Here is a 17,469-nt window from a genome sequence, read left to right on the forward strand (position 1 = left end):
CACAACGCCCGCCACCCCTGGTCGGGGACGTGGCGGGCGTTGTGTCGAGTGCCGTACTTCGTTGTACGGACCGTATGAGGGGTCCCGGCCGAAGCCGGGGGTACTGCGGGTGGAGCGGGTACTGCGGTCAGACGGTGATGGAGCGGTCCGTCGGCTTGACCGGGTACGGGAGGGCGCTGGTGCCGGTCAGGAAACGGTCCACGCCGCGGGCGGCCGAGCGGCCTTCCGCGATGGCCCAGACGATCAGCGACTGGCCGCGGCCGGCGTCGCCGGCGACGAAGACGCCGTCGACGTTGGTCGCGTAGGAGGCGTCGCGCTCGATGTTGCCGCGGGCGTCCATCGCCAGGCCGAACTGCGCCGTCAGGCCGTTCTCCTGGTCCGTACCGGTGAAGCCCATCGCCAGGGTGACCAGCTGCGCGGGGAGGACGCGCTCGGTGCCGGGCTTCTGGACGAGCTTGCCGTCCTCGAAGGCGACCTCGACCAGGTGGAGGGCCTGGACGTTGCCGTCCTCGTCGCCCTCGAAGTGGGTGGTGGAGACGGAGTAGATCCGCTCGCCGCCCTCCTCGTGAGCAGAGGTGACCTTGTACAGCATGGGGAAGGTCGGCCAGGGCTGGCCGGTCGGCCGGTCCTCGGACGGACGCGGCATGATCTCCAGCTGCGTGACCGAGGCCGCGCCCTGGCGGTGGGCGGTGCCCACGCAGTCCGCGCCGGTGTCGCCGCCGCCGATGACGACCACGTGCTTGCCCTCGGCCGTGATGGGGGGCGCCATGAAGTCGCCCTCCTGGACCTTGTTCGCGAGGGGGAGGTACTCCATCGCGAAGTGGATGCCCTTGAGGTCGCGGCCCGGGACCGGGAGGTCGCGGGAGACGGTCGCGCCCGCCGCGATGACCACCGCGTCGAACCGCTTGCGCAGGTCGGTGGCGGTGATGTCGCGGCCGACCTCGACGCCCGTACGGAACTTGGTGCCCTCCGCGCGCATCTGCTCGATGCGGCGGTTGATGTGCACCTTCTCCATCTTGAACTCGGGGATGCCGTAGCGCAGCAGCCCGCCGATGCGGTCGGCGCGCTCGTACACCACCACGGTGTGGCCGGCCCGGGTCAGCTGCTGGGCCGCGGCGAGACCCGCCGGGCCGGAGCCGATGACCGCGGCCGTCTTGCCCGACAGGCGCTCGGGCGCCTGCGGGGTGACGTCGCCGTTGTCCCACGCCTTGTCGATGATCGAGACTTCGACGTTCTTGATGGTGACGGCCGGCTGGTTGATGCCGAGCACGCAGGCGGACTCGCACGGCGCCGGGCACAGCCGCCCGGTGAACTCCGGGAAGTTGTTCGTCGCGTGCAGCCGCTCGGAGGCGGCGGTCCAGTCCTCGCGGTACGCGAAGTCGTTCCACTCGGGGATCAGGTTCCCGAGCGGGCAGCCGTTGTGGCAGAACGGGATGCCGCAGTCCATGCAGCGGCCGGCCTGCTTGCTGATGATCGGCAGCAGCGAGCCCGGAACGTAGACCTCGTCCCAGTCCTTGAGGCGCTCGGCCACAGGACGGGTGCAGGCGGTCTCGCGCGGGGTGGTGAGGAAGCCCTTCGGGTCAGCCATTGGTCGCCGCCTCCATCATCTTCTCCGTGGTCTCGGACTCGGAGAGTCCGGCGAGCTCAGCGGCGTCCTTGGCGGCGAGCACTGCCTTGTACGTGGTCGGGATGATCTTGCTGAAGCGGGCCGCCGAGGCGGTCCAGTCAGCCAGGAGCTTCGCGGCCACGGTCGAGCCGGTCTCCTCCTCGTGGCGGCGCACCACATCGTGCAGCCACTGGGCGTCCGCTTCGGAGACGGCCTCGACCGCGCCCGTGTTGCCGACGTTGACGTTGGCCGGGTCCAGGTCGATGACGTACGCGACGCCGCCCGACATGCCCGCCGCGAAGTTGCGGCCCGTCTCGCCGAGGACGACCGCCGTGCCGCCGGTCATGTACTCGCAGCCGTGGTCGCCCACGCCTTCCGAGACGACCAGGGCGCCGGAGTTGCGGACGCAGAAGCGCTCGCCGGTGCGGCCGCGCAGGAACAGCTCGCCGCCGGTGGCGCCGTAGCCGATCGTGTTGCCCGCGATGGTCGAGTACTCGGCCAGGTGGTCGGCGCCGCGGTCGGGACGGACCACGACGCGGCCGCCGGAGAGGCCCTTGCCGACGTAGTCGTTGGCGTCGCCCTCCAGGCGCAGGGTCACGCCCTTCGGCAGGAAGGCGCCGAAGGACTGGCCGGCGGATCCGGTGAAGGTCAGGTCGATGGTGTTGTCGGGCAGGCCCGCGCCACCGAACTTCTTCGTGACCTCGTGGCCGAGCATGGTGCCGACCGTGCGGTTGATGTTGCGGATCGCGACCTGGGCGCGGACCGGCTGAGCGGTCTCGGCCGAGTCGGCGCTCAGCGCGTCCGCGGCGAGGCGGATGAGCTCGTTGTCGAGCGCCTTCTCCAGACCGTGGTCCTGCTCGATCAGGGCGTGGCGGACCGCGCCCTCGGGCAGCTCCGGCACGTAGAAGAGCGGCTCCAGGTCGAGACCCTGCGCCTTCCAGTGCGTGACGGCCTTGCTGGTGTCGAGGAGCTCGGCGTGGCCGACGGCCTCCTCGATCGTGCGGAAGCCCAGCTCGGCGAGGAGCTCGCGCACCTCCTCCGCGATGAACTCGAAGAAGTTGACGACGAACTCGGGCTTGCCGGAGAAGCGGTCGCGCAGGACCGGGTTCTGGGTGGCGATGCCGACCGGGCAGGTGTCCAGGTGGCAGACGCGCATCATGACGCAGCCGGAGACGACGAGCGGCGCGGTCGCGAAACCGAACTCCTCGGCGCCGAGCAGCGCGGCGATGATGACGTCGCGGCCGGTCTTGAGCTGGCCGTCCGTCTGGACCACGATGCGGTCGCGCAGCCCGTTGAGCAGCAGGGTCTGCTGGGTCTCGGCGAGGCCGAGCTCCCAGGGACCGCCCGCGTGCTTCAGCGAGGTGAGCGGGGAGGCGCCCGTACCGCCGTCGTGGCCGGAGATGAGGACGACGTCCGCGTGGGCCTTGGAGACACCGGCCGCGACCGTACCCACGCCGACCTCGGAGACCAGCTTCACGTGGATGCGGGCGACCGGGTTGGCGTTCTTGAGGTCGTGGATCAGCTGAGCCAGGTCCTCGATGGAGTAGATGTCGTGGTGCGGCGGCGGGGAGATCAGGCCGACACCCGGGGTGGAGTGCCGGGTCTTGGCGACCCACGGGTAGACCTTGTGGCCGGGCAGCTGGCCGCCCTCGCCGGGCTTGGCACCCTGCGCCATCTTGATCTGGATGTCGTCCGCGTTGACCAGGTACTCGCTCGTGACACCGAAGCGGCCGGAGGCGACCTGCTTGATGGAGGAGCGGCGCGCCGGGTCGTACAGGCGGTCCGGGTCCTCGCCGCCCTCACCGGTGTTGGACTTGGCGCCCAACTGGTTCATGGCGATGGCGAGGGTCTCGTGCGCCTCCTTGGAGATGGAGCCGTACGACATGGCGCCGGTGGAGAAGCGCTTGACGATGTCGGCGACCGACTCGACCTCGTCGATGGAGATCGACGGACGGGCCCCGGTCTCGTCGGTCCGGAACCCGAACAGGCCGCGGAGCGTCATCAGGCGCTCGGACTGCTCGTTCACCCGGTCCGTGTACTGCTTGAAGATGTCGTACCGGCGGTTGCGCGTGGCGTGCTGCAGGCGGAAGACCGTGTCCGGGTCGAACAGGTGCGGCTCGCCCTCGCGGCGCCACTGGTACTCGCCGCCGATCTCCAGCGCGCGGTGCGTGGCCGCGATGCCGGAGGCCGGGTACGCCTTGGTGTGGCGCGCGGCCACCTCCTTGGCGATGACGTCCAGGCCGGCGCCGCCGATCTTGGTGGCGGTGCCCGCGAAGTACGCCGCGACGAACTCCTCGTTCAGGCCGACGGCCTCGAAGACCTGCGCGCCGCGGTAGGAGGCGACGGTGGAGATGCCCATCTTGGACATGACCTTCAGGACGCCCTTGCCGAGCGCGTAGATCAGGTTCTTGATGGCCTGCTCCGGCTCCAGGCCGGACAGGAAGGTACCGGCGCGCAGCAGGTCCTCGACGGACTCCATGGCGAGGTACGGGTTGACCGCGGCCGCGCCGTAGCCGATGAGCAGCGCGACGTGGTGGACCTCGCGGACGTCGCCGGCCTCGATCAGCAGACCCACCTGGGTGCGCTGCTTGGTGGCGATGAGGTGGTGGTGCACGGCCGAGGTGAGCAGCAGCGACGGGATCGGCGCGTGCTCGGCGTCGGAGTGACGGTCCGAGAGGACGATCAGGTGCGCGCCGTTCTCGATGGCCGCGTCGACCTCGCCGCGGATCTCGTCGATGCGGGCGGCCAGCGCCTCGCCGCCGCCCGAGACCCGGTACAGGCCCGAGAGGGTGGCGGCCTTCATGCCCGGCATGTCGCCGTCGGCGTTGACGTGGATGAGCTTGGCGAGCTCGTCGTTGTCGATCACCGGGAACGGCAGCGTGACGCTGCGGCAGGACGCTGCGGTCGGCTCCAGCAGGTTGCCCTGCGGGCCGAGCGAGGACAGCAGCGAGGTGACGAGCTCCTCGCGGATGGCGTCCAGCGGCGGGTTGGTGACCTGCGCGAAGAGCTGGGTGAAGTAGTCGAAGAGCAGCCGGGGGCGCTCGGACAGGGCCGCGATCGGGGAGTCCGTACCCATGGAGCCGAGCGGCTCGCCGGCGGTACGGGCCATCGGCGCGAGGATGACGCGGAGCTCTTCCTCGGTGTAGCCGAAGGTCTGCTGGCGACGGGTGACCGAGGCGTGGGTGTGCACGATGTGCTCACGCTCGGGCAGGTCCGTCAGCTCGATCTCGCCCGTCTCCAGCCATTCGGCGTACGGGTGCTCGGCGGCCAGCGCGTCCTTGATCTCGTCGTCTTCGATGATCCGCTTCTGGGCGGTGTCGACGAGGAACATCTTGCCGGGCTGCAGGCGGCCCTTGCGGACGACCTTGGCCGGGTCGATGTCCAGGACGCCGACCTCGGAGGAGAGCACGACGAAGTCGTCGTCGGTGACCCAGTAGCGGCCGGGGCGCAGACCGTTGCGGTCGAGGACCGCGCCGACCTGGGTGCCGTCGGTGAAGGTGACGCAGGCGGGGCCGTCCCACGGCTCCATCTGCGTGGAGTGGTACTTGTAGAACGCGCGGCGGGCCGGCGACATGGAGGTGTGGTTCTCCCACGCCTCCGGGATCATCATCAGCACGCTGTGCGGGAGGGACCGGCCGCCGAGGTGGAGCAGCTCCAGGACCTCGTCGAAGGAGGCCGAGTCGGAGGCGTCCGGGGTGCAGATCGGGAAGATCCGCTCGAGGGCGCCCTCGCCGAAGAGGCCGGAGGCCAGCTGGGACTCGCGGGCCCGCATCCAGTTCCGGTTGCCCTTGACCGTGTTGATCTCGCCGTTGTGCGCGACGAAGCGGTACGGGTGGGCCAGCGGCCACGACGGGAAGGTGTTCGTCGAGAACCGGGAGTGGACCAGGGCGATCGCGGAGGCGAAGCGGCGGTCCGAGAGGTCCGGGAAGAAGGGCTCCAGCTGGCCGGTGGTCAGCATGCCCTTGTAGACGATCGTGCGGGCGGAGAGCGACGGGAAGTAGACCCCGGCCTCGCGCTCGGCGCGCTTGCGCAGCACGAAGGCCTTGCGGTCCAGCTCGATGCCCGAGGTCCCGTTGCTGACGAACAGCTGCGAGAAGGCCGGCATGGTGGCGCGGGCGCCGTTGCCGAGCAGGTCGGGGGTGACCGGAACCTCGCGCCAGCCGAGAACCGTCAGGTTCTCCTCGGCGGCGATGGCCTCGATCTGCTCCACGGCGACGGCCTGTGCGGTGCCGTCGGCGGGGAGGAAGGCGATGCCGACGGCGTACGCGCCGGCCTCGGGGAGGTCGAAACCGGCCACCTCGCGCAGGAACGCGTCCGGGACCTGGGAGAGGATGCCGGCGCCGTCGCCCGAGTCGGGCTCGGATCCGGTGGCGCCTCGGTGCTCGAGGTTCCGCAATACGGTCAGCGCCTGCTCGACCAGCGTGTGGCTGGCCTCGCCGGTGAGGTTGGCCACAAAGCCGACGCCACAGGCGTCGTGCTCGTTGCGCGGGTCGTACATGCCCTGCTGGGCGGGGCGACCGTCCATGGGCGACCAGGCGGTGTTGCTGAGGCCGGTCGCGGAGTGCGTGGATGCGGAACGCATCGGCTCTCCCGTCGTCGTCGTGGCATATGTGCATAGCCGAGGGACGACGTTGGCCCTCTGCGAAATTTCGTGCAGATTACATGATGACGACAATCCCGCGAAGCGGATATGTCATTCCAACATGCGGACACTGCACGGAGCAGACAAGAGGGGACTTTCGCAGGTGTCCGGCTCTCGGGACACGGGACGAAGGTCCCGGTACGGGGCGGGCCTCATTGCCCGGCGCCCAGGGTCTGATGCCCGGCGGACACAGGATCGAAACCGCCGAGTAACTGACTACTTATGTTGTCTACTGCATAGTGTCTCACTCCCTGCACGGTCAGCCTACGGCTCCGCCGATCCAGGTTCCCAGGATGTACGTCACACCCGCGGCCGCGCCACCCAGGACGAGCTGGCGCAGCCCGCTGTACCACCAGGACCGCGCCGTGACCCGGGAGACCACCGCGCCGCAGGCGAAGAGGCCCAGCAGGGCCGCGATCACCGCGGGCCACAGAACGGTGGCACCGAGCAGGTAGGGCAACAGCGGGATCAGCGCGCCGAGCGCGAACGAGCCGAAGGAGGACACGGCGGCGACCATCGGCGACGGCAGGTCGTCCGGGTCGATCCCGAGCTCCTCGCGGGCGTGGATCTCCAGCGCCTGCTCCGGGTCGCGGGACAGCTGCATGGCGACCTCGCGGGCCAGCGCCGGTTCGACGCCGCGCGAGACGTAGAGCTCGGCCAGCTCCTCCATTTCGTCAATGGGGTGCTTGCGCAACTGCTGCCGCTCTATGTCCAGTTCGGCGAGCACGAGTTCGCGCTGCGAGGCGACCGAGGTGTACTCCCCCGCCGCCATGGAGAAGGCACCGGCGGCGAGGCCGGCCAGGCCGGTGACGACGATGACGTGCGGGGCGACGGCGCCGCCGGCCACGCCGGTCATCAGCGCGAGGTTCGAGACGAGTCCGTCCATCGCACCGAAGACCGCCGGGCGCAGCCATCCGCCGTTGACGTCACGGTGGGTGTGGTTGTCGCGGTGGGCGGTGTGAAGCGGCGCTTCGATGTCGATGATGGACATGTGGAGTTTCTCCCCTTTTGTACGAGTGGGTGCGCAGCAGTGCGCCACGCGCGACGCGCGGGCACCCACTCCCCCGGAACACCTCGAAACTACGCACGATTTTTGCCGCCCGCCAGCAAGGAAGGCCGTACTTACCTGGGGTTTTGGGGATCGGCGACCGGGTGACGGCGGCCCGCGGCGGGTGTTTCGCGACGAGCGACAAACCACATGCCATGGCACAAATCCCCCAAGGGCTCAATATGAGTCCCATCAAGTGGAGAGGCGCGCCATGGAGCTGATTGCATGCAATCCGCAGGTCCTCCTCGAACGGGCCCGGGGCGCTCTTCTCGGACTCGCGGTGGGTGACGCGCTGGGCGCCCCCGCGGAGAACATGAAGCCGTCGGAGATCCGGGCGAAGTGGGGCCGGATCGAGGGCTTCGTCTCGGACGACCCGGCGGGCACGGACGATACGGAGTACGCGATCTTCTCGGGCCTGCTGCTGGCCCGCCACGGGTCGGCGCTGACGGTCGCCCACGTCGAACGGGCGTGGCACCACTGGATCGCGGACCTGGACGAAGGCCCGTTCCGCGGGGCGGGCTTCTCGGAACGCGGCACCCTGGAGAACCTCCGCCGCGGCCTGGCGGCCCCCATCTCCGCCCAGCACCGGCACGCCTGGTCGGACGGTCTGGCCATGCGGGCGGCCCCCTTCGGCGTCTTCGCGGCGGGCCGCCCGGCGGAGGCGGCACGGCTGGTCGCCATCGACGGCTGCGTCAGCCACGACGGCGAGGGCATCTACGGCGGCCAGGCCGTCGCGGCGGGGGTCGCGGCGGCGATGGCCGGGGGCTCCGCGGCCTCCGTCATCTCGGCGGCCCTCTCCGTCATCCCCTCGGACTCCTGGACGGCCCGCTCCCTGCGCCGGGCCGTGACGGCCGCCCCGCGCGGCGAGCGGGCGGTCCGCTCGGCGGTGGTCATCGGCGGCTACCCCTGGACGGACCTGGCCCCGGAGGCGGTCGGCCTGGCCTTCGGCGCGTTCGCCGCATGCGGTGGCGACTTCCCCTCCTCCGTCCTCATGGCGGTCAACATGGGCCGCGACGCGGACACCACGGCGGCGGTGGCCGGCGCGCTCGCCGGCGCGATGTCCGGCGCCCCCGCCATCCCGGCCGCCTGGTCCTCGGCGATCGGCCCGGTCCGCGGAAGCTGCCTCCCCTCGATGCGCGGCTACCACGTCCTGGACATCGCGGACCTCCTCACCCCGGAAACCGAGACCCCCCGATGACCCTGACCCCGACGCCCCCCTCCCCGACGCCCCCACCCCTCCTGCCGGACACCCCGCCCCTGGAAGCCGCCACCCCGACCGACCGGACCCCGCGGAACGCCCCCGAGCCCGAGCGGGACCCGGACGACAACACCCGGGCCGAGCGGCCCCGGCGGGACGCCCCCGAGGCCCAGCGGGACCCAGACGACAACACCCGGCCCGAGCGGGAGCCGCGGAACGCCCCCGAGGCCCAGCGGGACCCGGACGACACCACCCGGCCCGACCGGACCCCGCGGAACGCCCCCCGGCCCGCCGGGACCCCGGACGGCGACGCCCGGGCTGAGCGGGAGCCGTGGGACGACGACGCCCGGGGCGAGCCGTTCCCGCAGGACGCCCCCCCGGCCGAGCCGCCCCGGCACGGCGGCGCCCTGACCGGGCAGGCCCGGAAGGGGTTCGGCCCGGATGACCCGCCCGGGCCGACCCCCGGCACCGGGGCGGAGTCCGCCGCCCTGTGCGGTACAGCGGTCCCGGGGGTGGCGGGGCCGCCGGATCCGGCAGGCGGCCGGGAGGTGCCCGGGGAGCCGGGCGGGCCCGTCGCCGCGGCCGACCGGCCCGAGCGGGCCTGGGGCCGGGGGGTCGCCGGGACGCCGGTGCCCGAGTTCCTTCCCGCCGCAGCCGCGGTACGGGGCGACGCCGCCCCCGGACGCACGGGAGCGCCGCCCCAGGCCGCGCCCGTCCGGGGGCCCGGGGGCCTGCCCCCGGTCTCGGGAAGGGGCGGGTACGGGGAGAGCCCCTCCGCCCCGGAGCCGGCCCCCACCGGGCACGACGCCCCGCCGCGCACGCGGGCACGTACCGCCGACGGGGTGCACGGGCCCGGCCCGGGAACCCGGGGCCACACCCCCCTGAACGGGAGCGCCTCCGGCCAGGACGCCACGGCGACCGGCGCCGAGGGCCTGGCCGCCCAGCCCCGCACCGCCCCGGCGGAAGCCACGTCCGGCCCGCTCACCACCCCACCGCGCGCCCAGGCCCGCACCGCCCCCCAGGGGGCCTGGACTGCCCCCGGCGCCGCCGCCCGCACCGCCCCGGCGGAAGCCGCACCCGGCCCGCTCACCACCCCGCCGCGCATCCAGCCCCGTACCGCCCCGCAGGGGGCCTGGACCGCCCCAGGCGCCGCCCCCGGCGCCCCGGCGGAAGCCGCACCCGGCCCGATCGCCGCCCCGCGGGACGCGCAGCCCCGTACGGCCACAGCCTCGGCCACGGCCACCGCGGCCACCCCCCGCGCCGAGGCGGCCCCCGAGGGCCCCCGCCGGATCGAGGGGCTGCTCCTCGGGCTCGCCGCCGGCGACGCCGCCGGGTGGCCCGCGGCCCGGCACCGCGCCAGCCGGATGCCCGAGTGGACCCGCCGCCTCACCCGCGAGCTCGACACCTTCGCCGAGCAGAACGCCACCACCACGCTCCCCGTCCCCATCGCCCTCAACCAGCCCCCGGAACCGCTCCGCCTCGGCCCCTCCGACGACGCCGAGTGGGCGGCCTTCGCCGCCGAGTCCGTCCTCACCGCCGCCGGCGTGCTGCTCAGCGACCTCTCCCGGTCGCGCCGGATGCGCGCCGCCATCGACCTCGCCTGGAACGCCCTGGCCAGCGAGGTCGCCGCGGCAGCGGAACGCGCGCCCGAGGTCGAGTCCGCCGTCCTCCCCCTCCGCGCCCGGATCTCCGTCCGCGCCGGCCTCGGCAACCTCGCCGCCGGCCTGCGCCCGCCCGCCACCGGCCACGACAACCCGCACTACTTCGACGACGCCGCCTGCATCCGCGCCTGCGTCCTCGCCGTCGTCCATCCCGGGGACCCCGAAGCCGCCGCGGACCTCGCCGAGTTCGACGCCCGCTACACCCAGGACGGCGACGGGGTCCACGGCGCCCGCGCCATGGCCGCCGCCATCGCCACCGCCCTCGCCGGCAGCGGAACCTGCACGGCCGCGGACACCGACGCCGCCGTCGACGCCGCCCTCGCCCAGCTCCCGGAGTCCACCGAGATCGGCCGCAACGCCCGGCACGCCGTGAAACTCGCCCGCGCCGAGACGACCGGCGGAGCCTTCGCCATCGTCCCGCTCCTGGAGCACCAGATCGTCGACCACGTCTACAGCTACGGGATCGCCGCCGCGGAAACCGTCCCCGTGGCCCTCGCCCTCGCCACCGCCGCCCGCGGCCGGGTCTGCGAGGCGGTCCCGGCCGCCGCCTGCCTGTCGCGCGTCGCGGACTCCGCCCCCGCCCTCGCCGGCGCGCTGACCGGCGCCCTCGGCGGCGGCGACTCGCTCCCCGCCGCCTGGCGCGAAGCGTGCCGCACCCTCTCCGGCTGCGCCCTCCCCCGCCTCGCGGGCACCGACCTCGTCGAACTGGCCGCGCTGCTCGCCCGTACGGAACTCACCTCACCCAAGCCCCAAGGAAAGCCCCGGACATGACGACCCTGACCCCCGTCGACCCCACCCCCCACACCCACACCCACACCACCTCCCCCACCCTGGACGACCGGATCAGCGGCGCCCTCGTCGGCGCGGCCGTCGGCGACGCGCTGGGCGGCCCGGTGGAGGGCTGGACCCCGGAACAGATCGTGGAGCGGCACGGCGGCCGGGTGCGCGGCATCGTCGGCCCGTGGTACGAGGACTGGCGTACGGCCCGCCCGATCGCTCCGTACCACAAGGGCGACGGCCACGTCACCGACGACACCCTGATGACGCACGCGCTGGTACGGGTCTACGAGGCCGTACGCGACCACCTGGACGCGTACGCGATCGCCGAGCACCTGGTCCCGGACCTGATGACGACCCCCCGCTGGATCCCGGAACTGGAGGCGGACGCCCTCCCCCTCCAGCGCATCTTCCTCGCCGAGAAGTGGATCGTGACCCGGCTGCACTACGCGCACGCGGACCCGCGGGAGGCGGGCAACGGCAACATCGTCAACTGCGGCGCGGCGATGTACACGGCGCCGGTCGGCCTCGTCAACGCGGGCAATCCGGCCGGGGCGTACGCGGAGGCCCTGGACGTCACGGGCGCGCACCAGTCCTCGTACGGGCGGGAGGCGGCGGGCGTGTTCGCGGCGGCGGTGGCGGCGGCCTGCGTGCCGGGCGCGACGGCGGCCTCGGTGGTCGACACCGCCCTCTCCCTGGCCAAGGACGGCACCCGCGCGGCCATCGCGGCGGTCTGCGAAGTCGCCGCCGGCCACCGGGACTTCGAGTCGGCGCTGGCCCCCCTCCGGGCGGCCGTCGCCCCGTACGACTCGGTGGGACCGGACTACCGCGCACCCTCCCTGGGCGCGCGGCGCCCCTCCCGCCTGCACTCCATCGAGGAACTCCCGGTAGCGCTCGGCATGTTGCTCGTCGCCGACGGCTGCTACGAGACCTCCGTGCTCGGCGCGGTCAACTACGGCCGGGACTGCGACTCCATCGCCACCATGGCCGGTGCGATCGCGGGCGCCCTCTCGGGCGGGGCGGCCGTCCCGGCCGCCTGGGCGGACCGGGTCGCGGAGGCCAGCCGGCTGGACCTGCGCGCACCGGCCGTTTCGCTGGCCGCGGTGACCCGGGAGGTCTTCGCCCGCGACCGCGACCGCCGTCGCGCCCACGAAGCCGCCTTCGCAGCTCTGACGGCTCCCCGATGACGCCTGCCTCCCCGACCTCGCCGACCTCCCCGACCTCGCCGCCACCGTCGACGCCGGCGTGCGCGGCCCCCTCCCGGAGTCCGGCCCCGCCGCTCGCCGTCCCGATCCTGGGCACGCGCGCGGGCCCGGGCACCCACGGAGCCGCAGGAGCGGCGACTCCTGGATCGGCCCCGCGTACGCCCGCCCCCGGACCGGTGGCCCGCGGCCCCGTGCGGGCCGGGGGCGAGCCTTCCCCCACCCCGCCCCTTCCCGGAACCGGGGGCAGGCCCCCGGCCCCCTGGCCCCCGGGGCTGCCCGCCCCGGACGGCGAGACGGCCCCGCCGCCCGGATACGGGACCGGCGGCCCCGTCCGGCTGACCTGGGTCCAGCCCGAGGACCTGGTCGGCCACGAGTTCCGGCAGGCCGCCGAGGACGGCCGAGGGGAGGCCGCGGAGCCGTTGCTGCGCGTCTGGCTCGCGGCGGGCGGCCACCTCGCCCCCGCCCGGGCGGGTGCCTCCCCCGACCCGGCCCCACCGGAGCTCCGGGCCCTGGCCACCGACCTCCTGACGGCCCTCGCGGCCCTCCCCGCACCCGCCGAACCGGCCCCTTGGCCCGACCCCACGCGTCACGGGGCCGCCGGCGACCCGGGGCCCAGGGGCCTGCCCCCGGTTCCGGGAAAGGGCGGGGTGGCGGAACCCTCGCCCGCCGGACCCGGACCCGGACCCGGACCCGCGAGCCCGGGTCCGTCCGCCGGAGCGGCGGGCGGCAACGCCCACGACCCCGCCCTGCGCCGCAGGCTGGAGGCCGCCTGGCTCGGCCGCGCCGTCGGGTGCGTGCTCGGGAAGCCCGTGGAGAAGCTGCCCCTGCACGGGATCCGGGCCCTGGCCCGGGCCGCCGGAAACTGGCCGCTCGGCGACTGGTTCACCGAACGCGGCGTACCGCCGGAGGTACTCGCCGCCCACCCCTGGAACCGCCGCTCCGCCCCCACCTCCCTCGCCGAGAACATCGACGGCACCCCCGAGGACGACGACCTCAACTACCCCCTCCTCGGACTGCTCCTCCTCCAGCGCCACGGCAAGGGCTTCACCACCGCCGACGTCGGCCGGCTCTGGCTCGACGAACTCCCGGCCGGCCGGACGTTCACGGCCGAGCGGGTCGCGTACCGCAATCTCCTCCAGGGTCTGGAGCCCCCCGCCACCGCCACCCACCACAACCCCTTCCGCGAATGGATCGGCGCCCTGATCCGCGCCGACGTCCACGGCTGGACCAACCCGGGCGCCCCGGGCGCCGCCGCGGCCCAGGCGTACCGGGACGCCGCGCTCACCCACACCGGCAACGGCGCCCACGCCGCCGCGTTCGTGGCCGCCGCCACCGCCACCGCGGCCACCGGCCGGGCCGACGTGCACACCGCGCTCCGGGCCGGCCTGGCGGTCGTACCGCCCCGGTCCCGCCTCGCCGAGGCCGTGCGCTTCGGGATCCGGGCGGCCGCCGACGCGCGGGGCACCGCCGCCGGATTCGATACCGTCGTCGATCTGCTCCACGCCCGCTACGGCCACTACCACTGGGTCCACGCCGTGCCCAACACCGCCGTGATCGCCGCCGCCCTCACCCACGCCGACGGGGACTTCACCCGGTCCGTCTGCCAAGCCGTGTCCGGCGGCTGGGACACCGACTCCAACGGCGCCACCGCGGGCGCCCTCGCCGGACTGATCGCGGGCTCCCCGGACGCGATCCCCCACCGCTGGACCGCACCGCTGAAGAACCGCCTCGCCACCACCGTCCCAGGCTTCGACGGCATCGGCTTCGACACCCTCGCCCACCTCACCGCACAGGAGGCAGCACGCTCATGACGGCCATCGCCGTGCTCGGCAGTACCAACATGGACCTCGTCGCCTACGTTCCCAAGGCCCCCCGCCTCGGGGAGACCGTCACCGGCCGCTCCTTCCGCACGGTCCCCGGCGGCAAGGGGGCCAACCAGGCCGTCGCTGCCGCCCGTTCGGGCGCGGAGGTGGTGATGATCGGCGCGGTCGGGGCCGACGAGTTCGGCGTACGGCTGCGCTCCGCGCTCACCGACGCCGGGGTCGAGACGGCGGCCCTGCGCACCGTCGAGGGCGCCAGCGGCACCGCGCACATCACCGTGGACGACGAGGGCGGCAACAGCATCATCGTCATCCCCGGCGCCAACGCCCGCGTCACCTCCCTGGAACCGGGCGACGCCGCCCGCATCGGCGCCGCCGACTCCCTCCTCCTCCAGCTCGAACTGCCCCTGGCGGCCGTGCTCGCCGGCGCGCTCGCCGCCCGCGCCCACGGGGTCCGGACGATCCTCACCCCGGCCCCCGCCCAGCCGCTGCCGGCCGAACTCCTCGCCGCGACCGACCTGTTGGTCCCCAACGAGCACGAGGCCGCCGCGCTCACCGGGCTCACCGACGTCCACCTGGCCGCGGCGGCCCTGCTGCAGGACGTGCCGGAGGTGGCCGTCACCCTCGGCGCGGCCGGGGTCCTGTACGCCGCCCGCGGCCGCGAGCCGGTGACCGTGCCCGCGCCGCGCGTACGGGCCGTGGACACCACCGCCGCCGGAGACACCTTCGTCGGCGCGCTCGCCGTGGCCCTGGGCGAGGGCCGGCCGATGCCCGAGGCCCTGCACTGGGCCTCGGCGGCCGCCGCACTGTCCGTACAGCGCCCCGGCGCCCAGGACTCGATGCCGACCCGCTCCCAGACCGACGCCTTCGCCCGCTCCGGAGCCGCCTCGTGACCCCCGCCGGCCGGGGCCCCGGCACCGCCGACCCGCCCCTGCGGGGGCTCCGCGTCCTCGACCTCGCCACCCTCTTCGCCGGTCCCCTCGCCGCCACCCTCCTCGGCGACTTCGGCGCCGAGGTCGTCAAGGTCGAGCACCCGACCCGCCCCGACCCCTCCCGGGGCCACGGCCCCGCCAAGGACGGCATCGGCCTCTGGTGGAAGCTGCTCGGCCGCAACAAGCGGACGATGACCCTCGATCTGTCCACCCCCGGCGGCCGGGACACCCTGCTGCGCCTCGCCGCCACCGCCGACGTGGTGATCGAGAACTTCCGCCCCGGAACCCTGGAGCGCTGGGGCCTGGGCTGGCCCGAACTGTCAGCCGCGAACCCGCGGCTGATCCTGACCCGCGTCACGGCCTTCGGCCAGGAGGGCCCGTACGCCCACCGCCCCGGCTTCGGCACCCTCGCGGAGGCGATGAGCGGCTTCGCCGCGATCACCGGGGAGCCGGAGGGGCCGCCGACCCTGCCGCCGTTCGGGCTCGCGGACTCGATCGCCGCGCTGACCACCGCGTACGCCGTGATGGCGGCGCTCGCCGGGCGCGACCGCACCGGGCACGGGCAGGTGGTGGACCTGGCGATCATCGAGCCGATCCTGACCGTCCTCGGGCCGCACCCGCTCTGGTACGACCAGCTCGGCTACGTCCAGCCGCGCACCGGCAACCGGTCCACCAACAACGCCCCGCGCAATACGTACCGCAGCCTGGACGGCCGCTGGCTGGCGGTCTCCGCCTCCGCCCAGTCCATCGCCGAGCGCGTGATGCGGCTCGTGGGCCGGCCCGAGCTGATCGCCGAGCCCTGGTTCGCGTCGGGTTCCGGACGCGCCGGTCACACGGACGTGCTCGACGAGGCGGTCGGCGGCTGGATCGCCCGCCACAAGGCGGACGAGGTGACGGCCGCCTTCGAGGAGGCCGAGGCCGCGGTCGCGCTGGTCTACGACGTACGGGACGTCATGGCAGATCCGCAGTACGCGGCCCTGGACACGGTCACCGAGGTCGAGGACCCGGAGCTGGGCCCGATCCGCATGCAGAACGTCCTCTTCCGGCTCTCCGAGACCCCGGGCTCCATCCGCTGGGCGGGCCGCCCGCACGGCGCGGACACCGATGCCGTCCTCGCCGAGATCGGCCTCTCCCCGGCCGAGATCACCGCTCTCCGCACGGAGGGGGCCCTGTGATCCTGACCTGGCTCTACGTACCCGGCGACCGCCCGGAGGTGGTCGCCAAGGCCCTGCACGCCGGAGCGGACGCCGTCATCGTGGACCTGGAGGACGCGGTGTCGGCCTCCCGCAAGGAGTACGCCCGCCACGCCACCGCCGACCTGCTCGGCGACCGGCACCCGGTGCCGGTCCACGTCCGCGTCAACGCCCTGGACTCCCCCTGGGGCGGCGCCGACCTGACCGCCCTCGGCCGGCTCCGGGGTCTCGCCGGACTGCGCCTGCCCAAGATCTCCTCGCCCGAGCAGATCGTCGCCACCGCCGACCGCACCACCGGGGTGCCCCTGTACGCCCTGCTGGAGTCGGCGATCGGCGTGGAACGGGCCTACGAGATCGCCCGCGCGCACCCCGCCCTGCGCGGGCTGTCCCTGGGCGAGGCCGACCTGCGGGCCGACCTGGGCGTCACCGCGGAGTCGGGCCTGGACTGGCCGCGCTCCCGGGTGGTGGTCGCGGCCCGCGCGGCCGGGCTGGCGCCGCCGGCCCAGTCGGTGTTCCCCGACATCCGGAACCTGGAGGCGCTGGCGGCCTCCTGCGCCCGGGGCCGGGCCCTCGGCTTCCTGGGCCGCGCGGCGATCCACCCGCGCCAGCTCCCGGTGATCGAGCGGGCCTACCTGCCCGGCCCGGCGGAGGTCAGCGCCGCCCAGGAGGTCGTGGCCGCGGCCCGCCGCACGCCGGGCGCGGTGGCCCTCCCCGACGGCCGCTTCGTCGACCCGGCGATGCTGGCGGGCGCGGAACGGATCATGGCCCTGGCCCGCCGGGACGCGCCTGTACCCTCCTGATCGACAAGGCGCTGGCGCGCTGAGCAGGGGGATTTCCATGGCAGTTCTGAACGTGCACGAGCGGATGCTCCGGGCGGACGGGCAGCGGGGCGGCGCACTCGTCGACTCGCTGGCCTCTGGGCCTGACGATCTCCTCTGGCCGAGCAGCTCGTGGCCCGCCATGCGCCTCGACCCGGGCCTGGCCGTCGGCGCGAGGGGCGGCCACGGGCCGATCCGGTACACCGTGTCGGCCTACGAACCTGGGGTGCGGGCCCGCTTCGAGTTCACCGGTCCGCGCGGTTTCGTCGGCCACCACGAGTTCACCGTCCGGCCGCTGGAGGACGGCGAGCGCACGGCGCTGCGCCACACGATCGCGATGACCACGCACGGTCCGGCACGGGTCAGCTGGCCGCTGCTGTTCCGGTGGCTGCACGACGCATGGGCCGAGGACCTCCTGGACCGCGCCGAGCTGGCCTGCTCCGGCACGGTCGCGCGGCCCGCGCGCTGGAGTCCGTACGTCCGCCTGCTGCGCGGGGTGATCACGCGGCTGCCGCGCCGGTGAACGGAAAACGGGAGGGGTGCCGCGCGGTGTGCGCGGCGCCCCTCCC

Annotated in this window: 10 protein-coding genes and 1 pseudogene; 8 read left to right on the forward strand and 3 right to left on the reverse strand. The window is 74.3% G+C overall.

The features are described 5' to 3' along the window. Window positions 1-127: 127 nt before the first annotated feature. The 3 genes from AC061S_RS25880 to AC061S_RS25890 form a co-directional block, all read right to left on the reverse strand. Window positions 128-1,588, reverse strand: coding sequence for a glutamate synthase subunit beta (locus AC061S_RS25880; RefSeq protein WP_478688284.1), 1,461 nt, complete (start codon window positions 1,586-1,588; stop codon window positions 128-130). Then, window positions 1,581-6,131, reverse strand: a complete 4,551-nt coding sequence (gene gltB / locus AC061S_RS25885; protein ID WP_478688328.1) for a glutamate synthase large subunit — start codon at window positions 6,129-6,131, stop codon at window positions 1,581-1,583. The genes AC061S_RS25880 and gltB overlap by 8 nt, the downstream gene beginning before the upstream one ends. A gap of 376 nt (window positions 6,132-6,507) precedes the next feature. Beyond that, window positions 6,508-7,239 carry a VIT1/CCC1 transporter family protein gene (locus AC061S_RS25890; protein WP_478688285.1) on the reverse strand — a complete coding sequence of 244 codons (732 nt, stop codon included), beginning with the start codon at window positions 7,237-7,239 and terminating at the stop codon, window positions 6,508-6,510. A 268-nt stretch (window positions 7,240-7,507) separates the two neighbouring features. Here AC061S_RS25890 and AC061S_RS25895 point away from each other — a divergent pair, with 268 nt between their 5' ends. The 8 genes and pseudogenes from AC061S_RS25895 (at window position 7,508) to AC061S_RS25930 (ending at window position 17,423) form a co-directional block, all read left to right on the forward strand. After that, a complete protein-coding gene (locus AC061S_RS25895) occupies window positions 7,508-8,494 on the forward strand; it encodes an ADP-ribosylglycohydrolase family protein (protein ID WP_356515378.1) in 987 nt (328 codons plus the stop codon). A gap of 1,103 nt (window positions 8,495-9,597) precedes the next feature. Beyond that, window positions 9,598-10,911, forward strand: a pseudogene (locus AC061S_RS25900) (ADP-ribosylglycohydrolase family protein); the annotation flags it as partial. 11 nt (window positions 10,912-10,922) lie between these two features. Further along, window positions 10,923-12,119 carry an ADP-ribosylglycohydrolase family protein gene (locus AC061S_RS25905; RefSeq protein ID WP_478688286.1) on the forward strand — a complete coding sequence of 399 codons (1,197 nt, stop codon included), beginning with the start codon at window positions 10,923-10,925 and terminating at the stop codon, window positions 12,117-12,119. Beyond that, window positions 12,116-13,948 carry an ADP-ribosylglycohydrolase family protein gene (locus AC061S_RS25910; RefSeq protein WP_478688287.1) on the forward strand — a complete coding sequence of 611 codons (1,833 nt, stop codon included), beginning with the start codon at window positions 12,116-12,118 and terminating at the stop codon, window positions 13,946-13,948. Before AC061S_RS25905 ends, AC061S_RS25910 begins: the two co-directional genes overlap by 4 nt. Continuing rightward, on the forward strand, window positions 13,945-14,850 hold the full coding sequence (rbsK, locus tag AC061S_RS25915; RefSeq protein WP_478688288.1) for a ribokinase: 906 nt from the start codon (window positions 13,945-13,947) through the stop codon (window positions 14,848-14,850). The genes AC061S_RS25910 and rbsK overlap by 4 nt, the downstream gene beginning before the upstream one ends. Beyond that, the gene (locus AC061S_RS25920; RefSeq protein WP_478688289.1) at window positions 14,847-16,064 is read left to right on the forward strand and encodes a CaiB/BaiF CoA transferase family protein; all 1,218 of its coding nucleotides are present in this window, start codon (window positions 14,847-14,849) and stop codon (window positions 16,062-16,064) included. The genes rbsK and AC061S_RS25920 overlap by 4 nt, the downstream gene beginning before the upstream one ends. Next, entirely contained in the window at window positions 16,061-16,882 is an 822-nt protein-coding gene (locus AC061S_RS25925; protein WP_478688290.1) for an HpcH/HpaI aldolase/citrate lyase family protein, read from the forward strand. The genes AC061S_RS25920 and AC061S_RS25925 overlap by 4 nt, the downstream gene beginning before the upstream one ends. Window positions 16,883-16,919: 37 nt before the next feature. Beyond that, window positions 16,920-17,423 carry an SRPBCC family protein gene (locus AC061S_RS25930; RefSeq protein WP_478688291.1) on the forward strand — a complete coding sequence of 168 codons (504 nt, stop codon included), beginning with the start codon at window positions 16,920-16,922 and terminating at the stop codon, window positions 17,421-17,423. Window positions 17,424-17,469: the final 46 nt, after the last annotated feature.

It is taken from the genome of Streptomyces sp. CA189, assembly GCF_056428985.1.

Bases quoted from the DNA above. Each gene is read 5' to 3' on its own strand.
- AC061S_RS25880 (WP_478688284.1), bottom strand. From the start codon at position 1,588: ATGGCTGACCCGAAGGGCTTCCTCACCACCCCGCGCGAGACCGCCTGC.
- gltB (WP_478688328.1), bottom strand. From the start codon at position 6,131: ATGGACGGTCGCCCCGCCCAGCAGGGCATGTACGACCCGCGCAACGAG.
- AC061S_RS25890 (WP_478688285.1), bottom strand. From the start codon at position 7,239: ATGTCCATCATCGACATCGAAGCGCCGCTTCACACCGCCCACCGCGAC.
- AC061S_RS25895 (WP_356515378.1), top strand. From the start codon at position 7,508: ATGGAGCTGATTGCATGCAATCCGCAGGTCCTCCTCGAACGGGCCCGG.
- AC061S_RS25905 (WP_478688286.1), top strand. From the start codon at position 10,923: ATGACGACCCTGACCCCCGTCGACCCCACCCCCCACACCCACACCCAC.
- AC061S_RS25910 (WP_478688287.1), top strand. From the start codon at position 12,116: ATGACGCCTGCCTCCCCGACCTCGCCGACCTCCCCGACCTCGCCGCCA.
- rbsK (WP_478688288.1), top strand. From the start codon at position 13,945: ATGACGGCCATCGCCGTGCTCGGCAGTACCAACATGGACCTCGTCGCC.
- AC061S_RS25930 (WP_478688291.1), top strand. From the start codon at position 16,920: ATGGCAGTTCTGAACGTGCACGAGCGGATGCTCCGGGCGGACGGGCAG.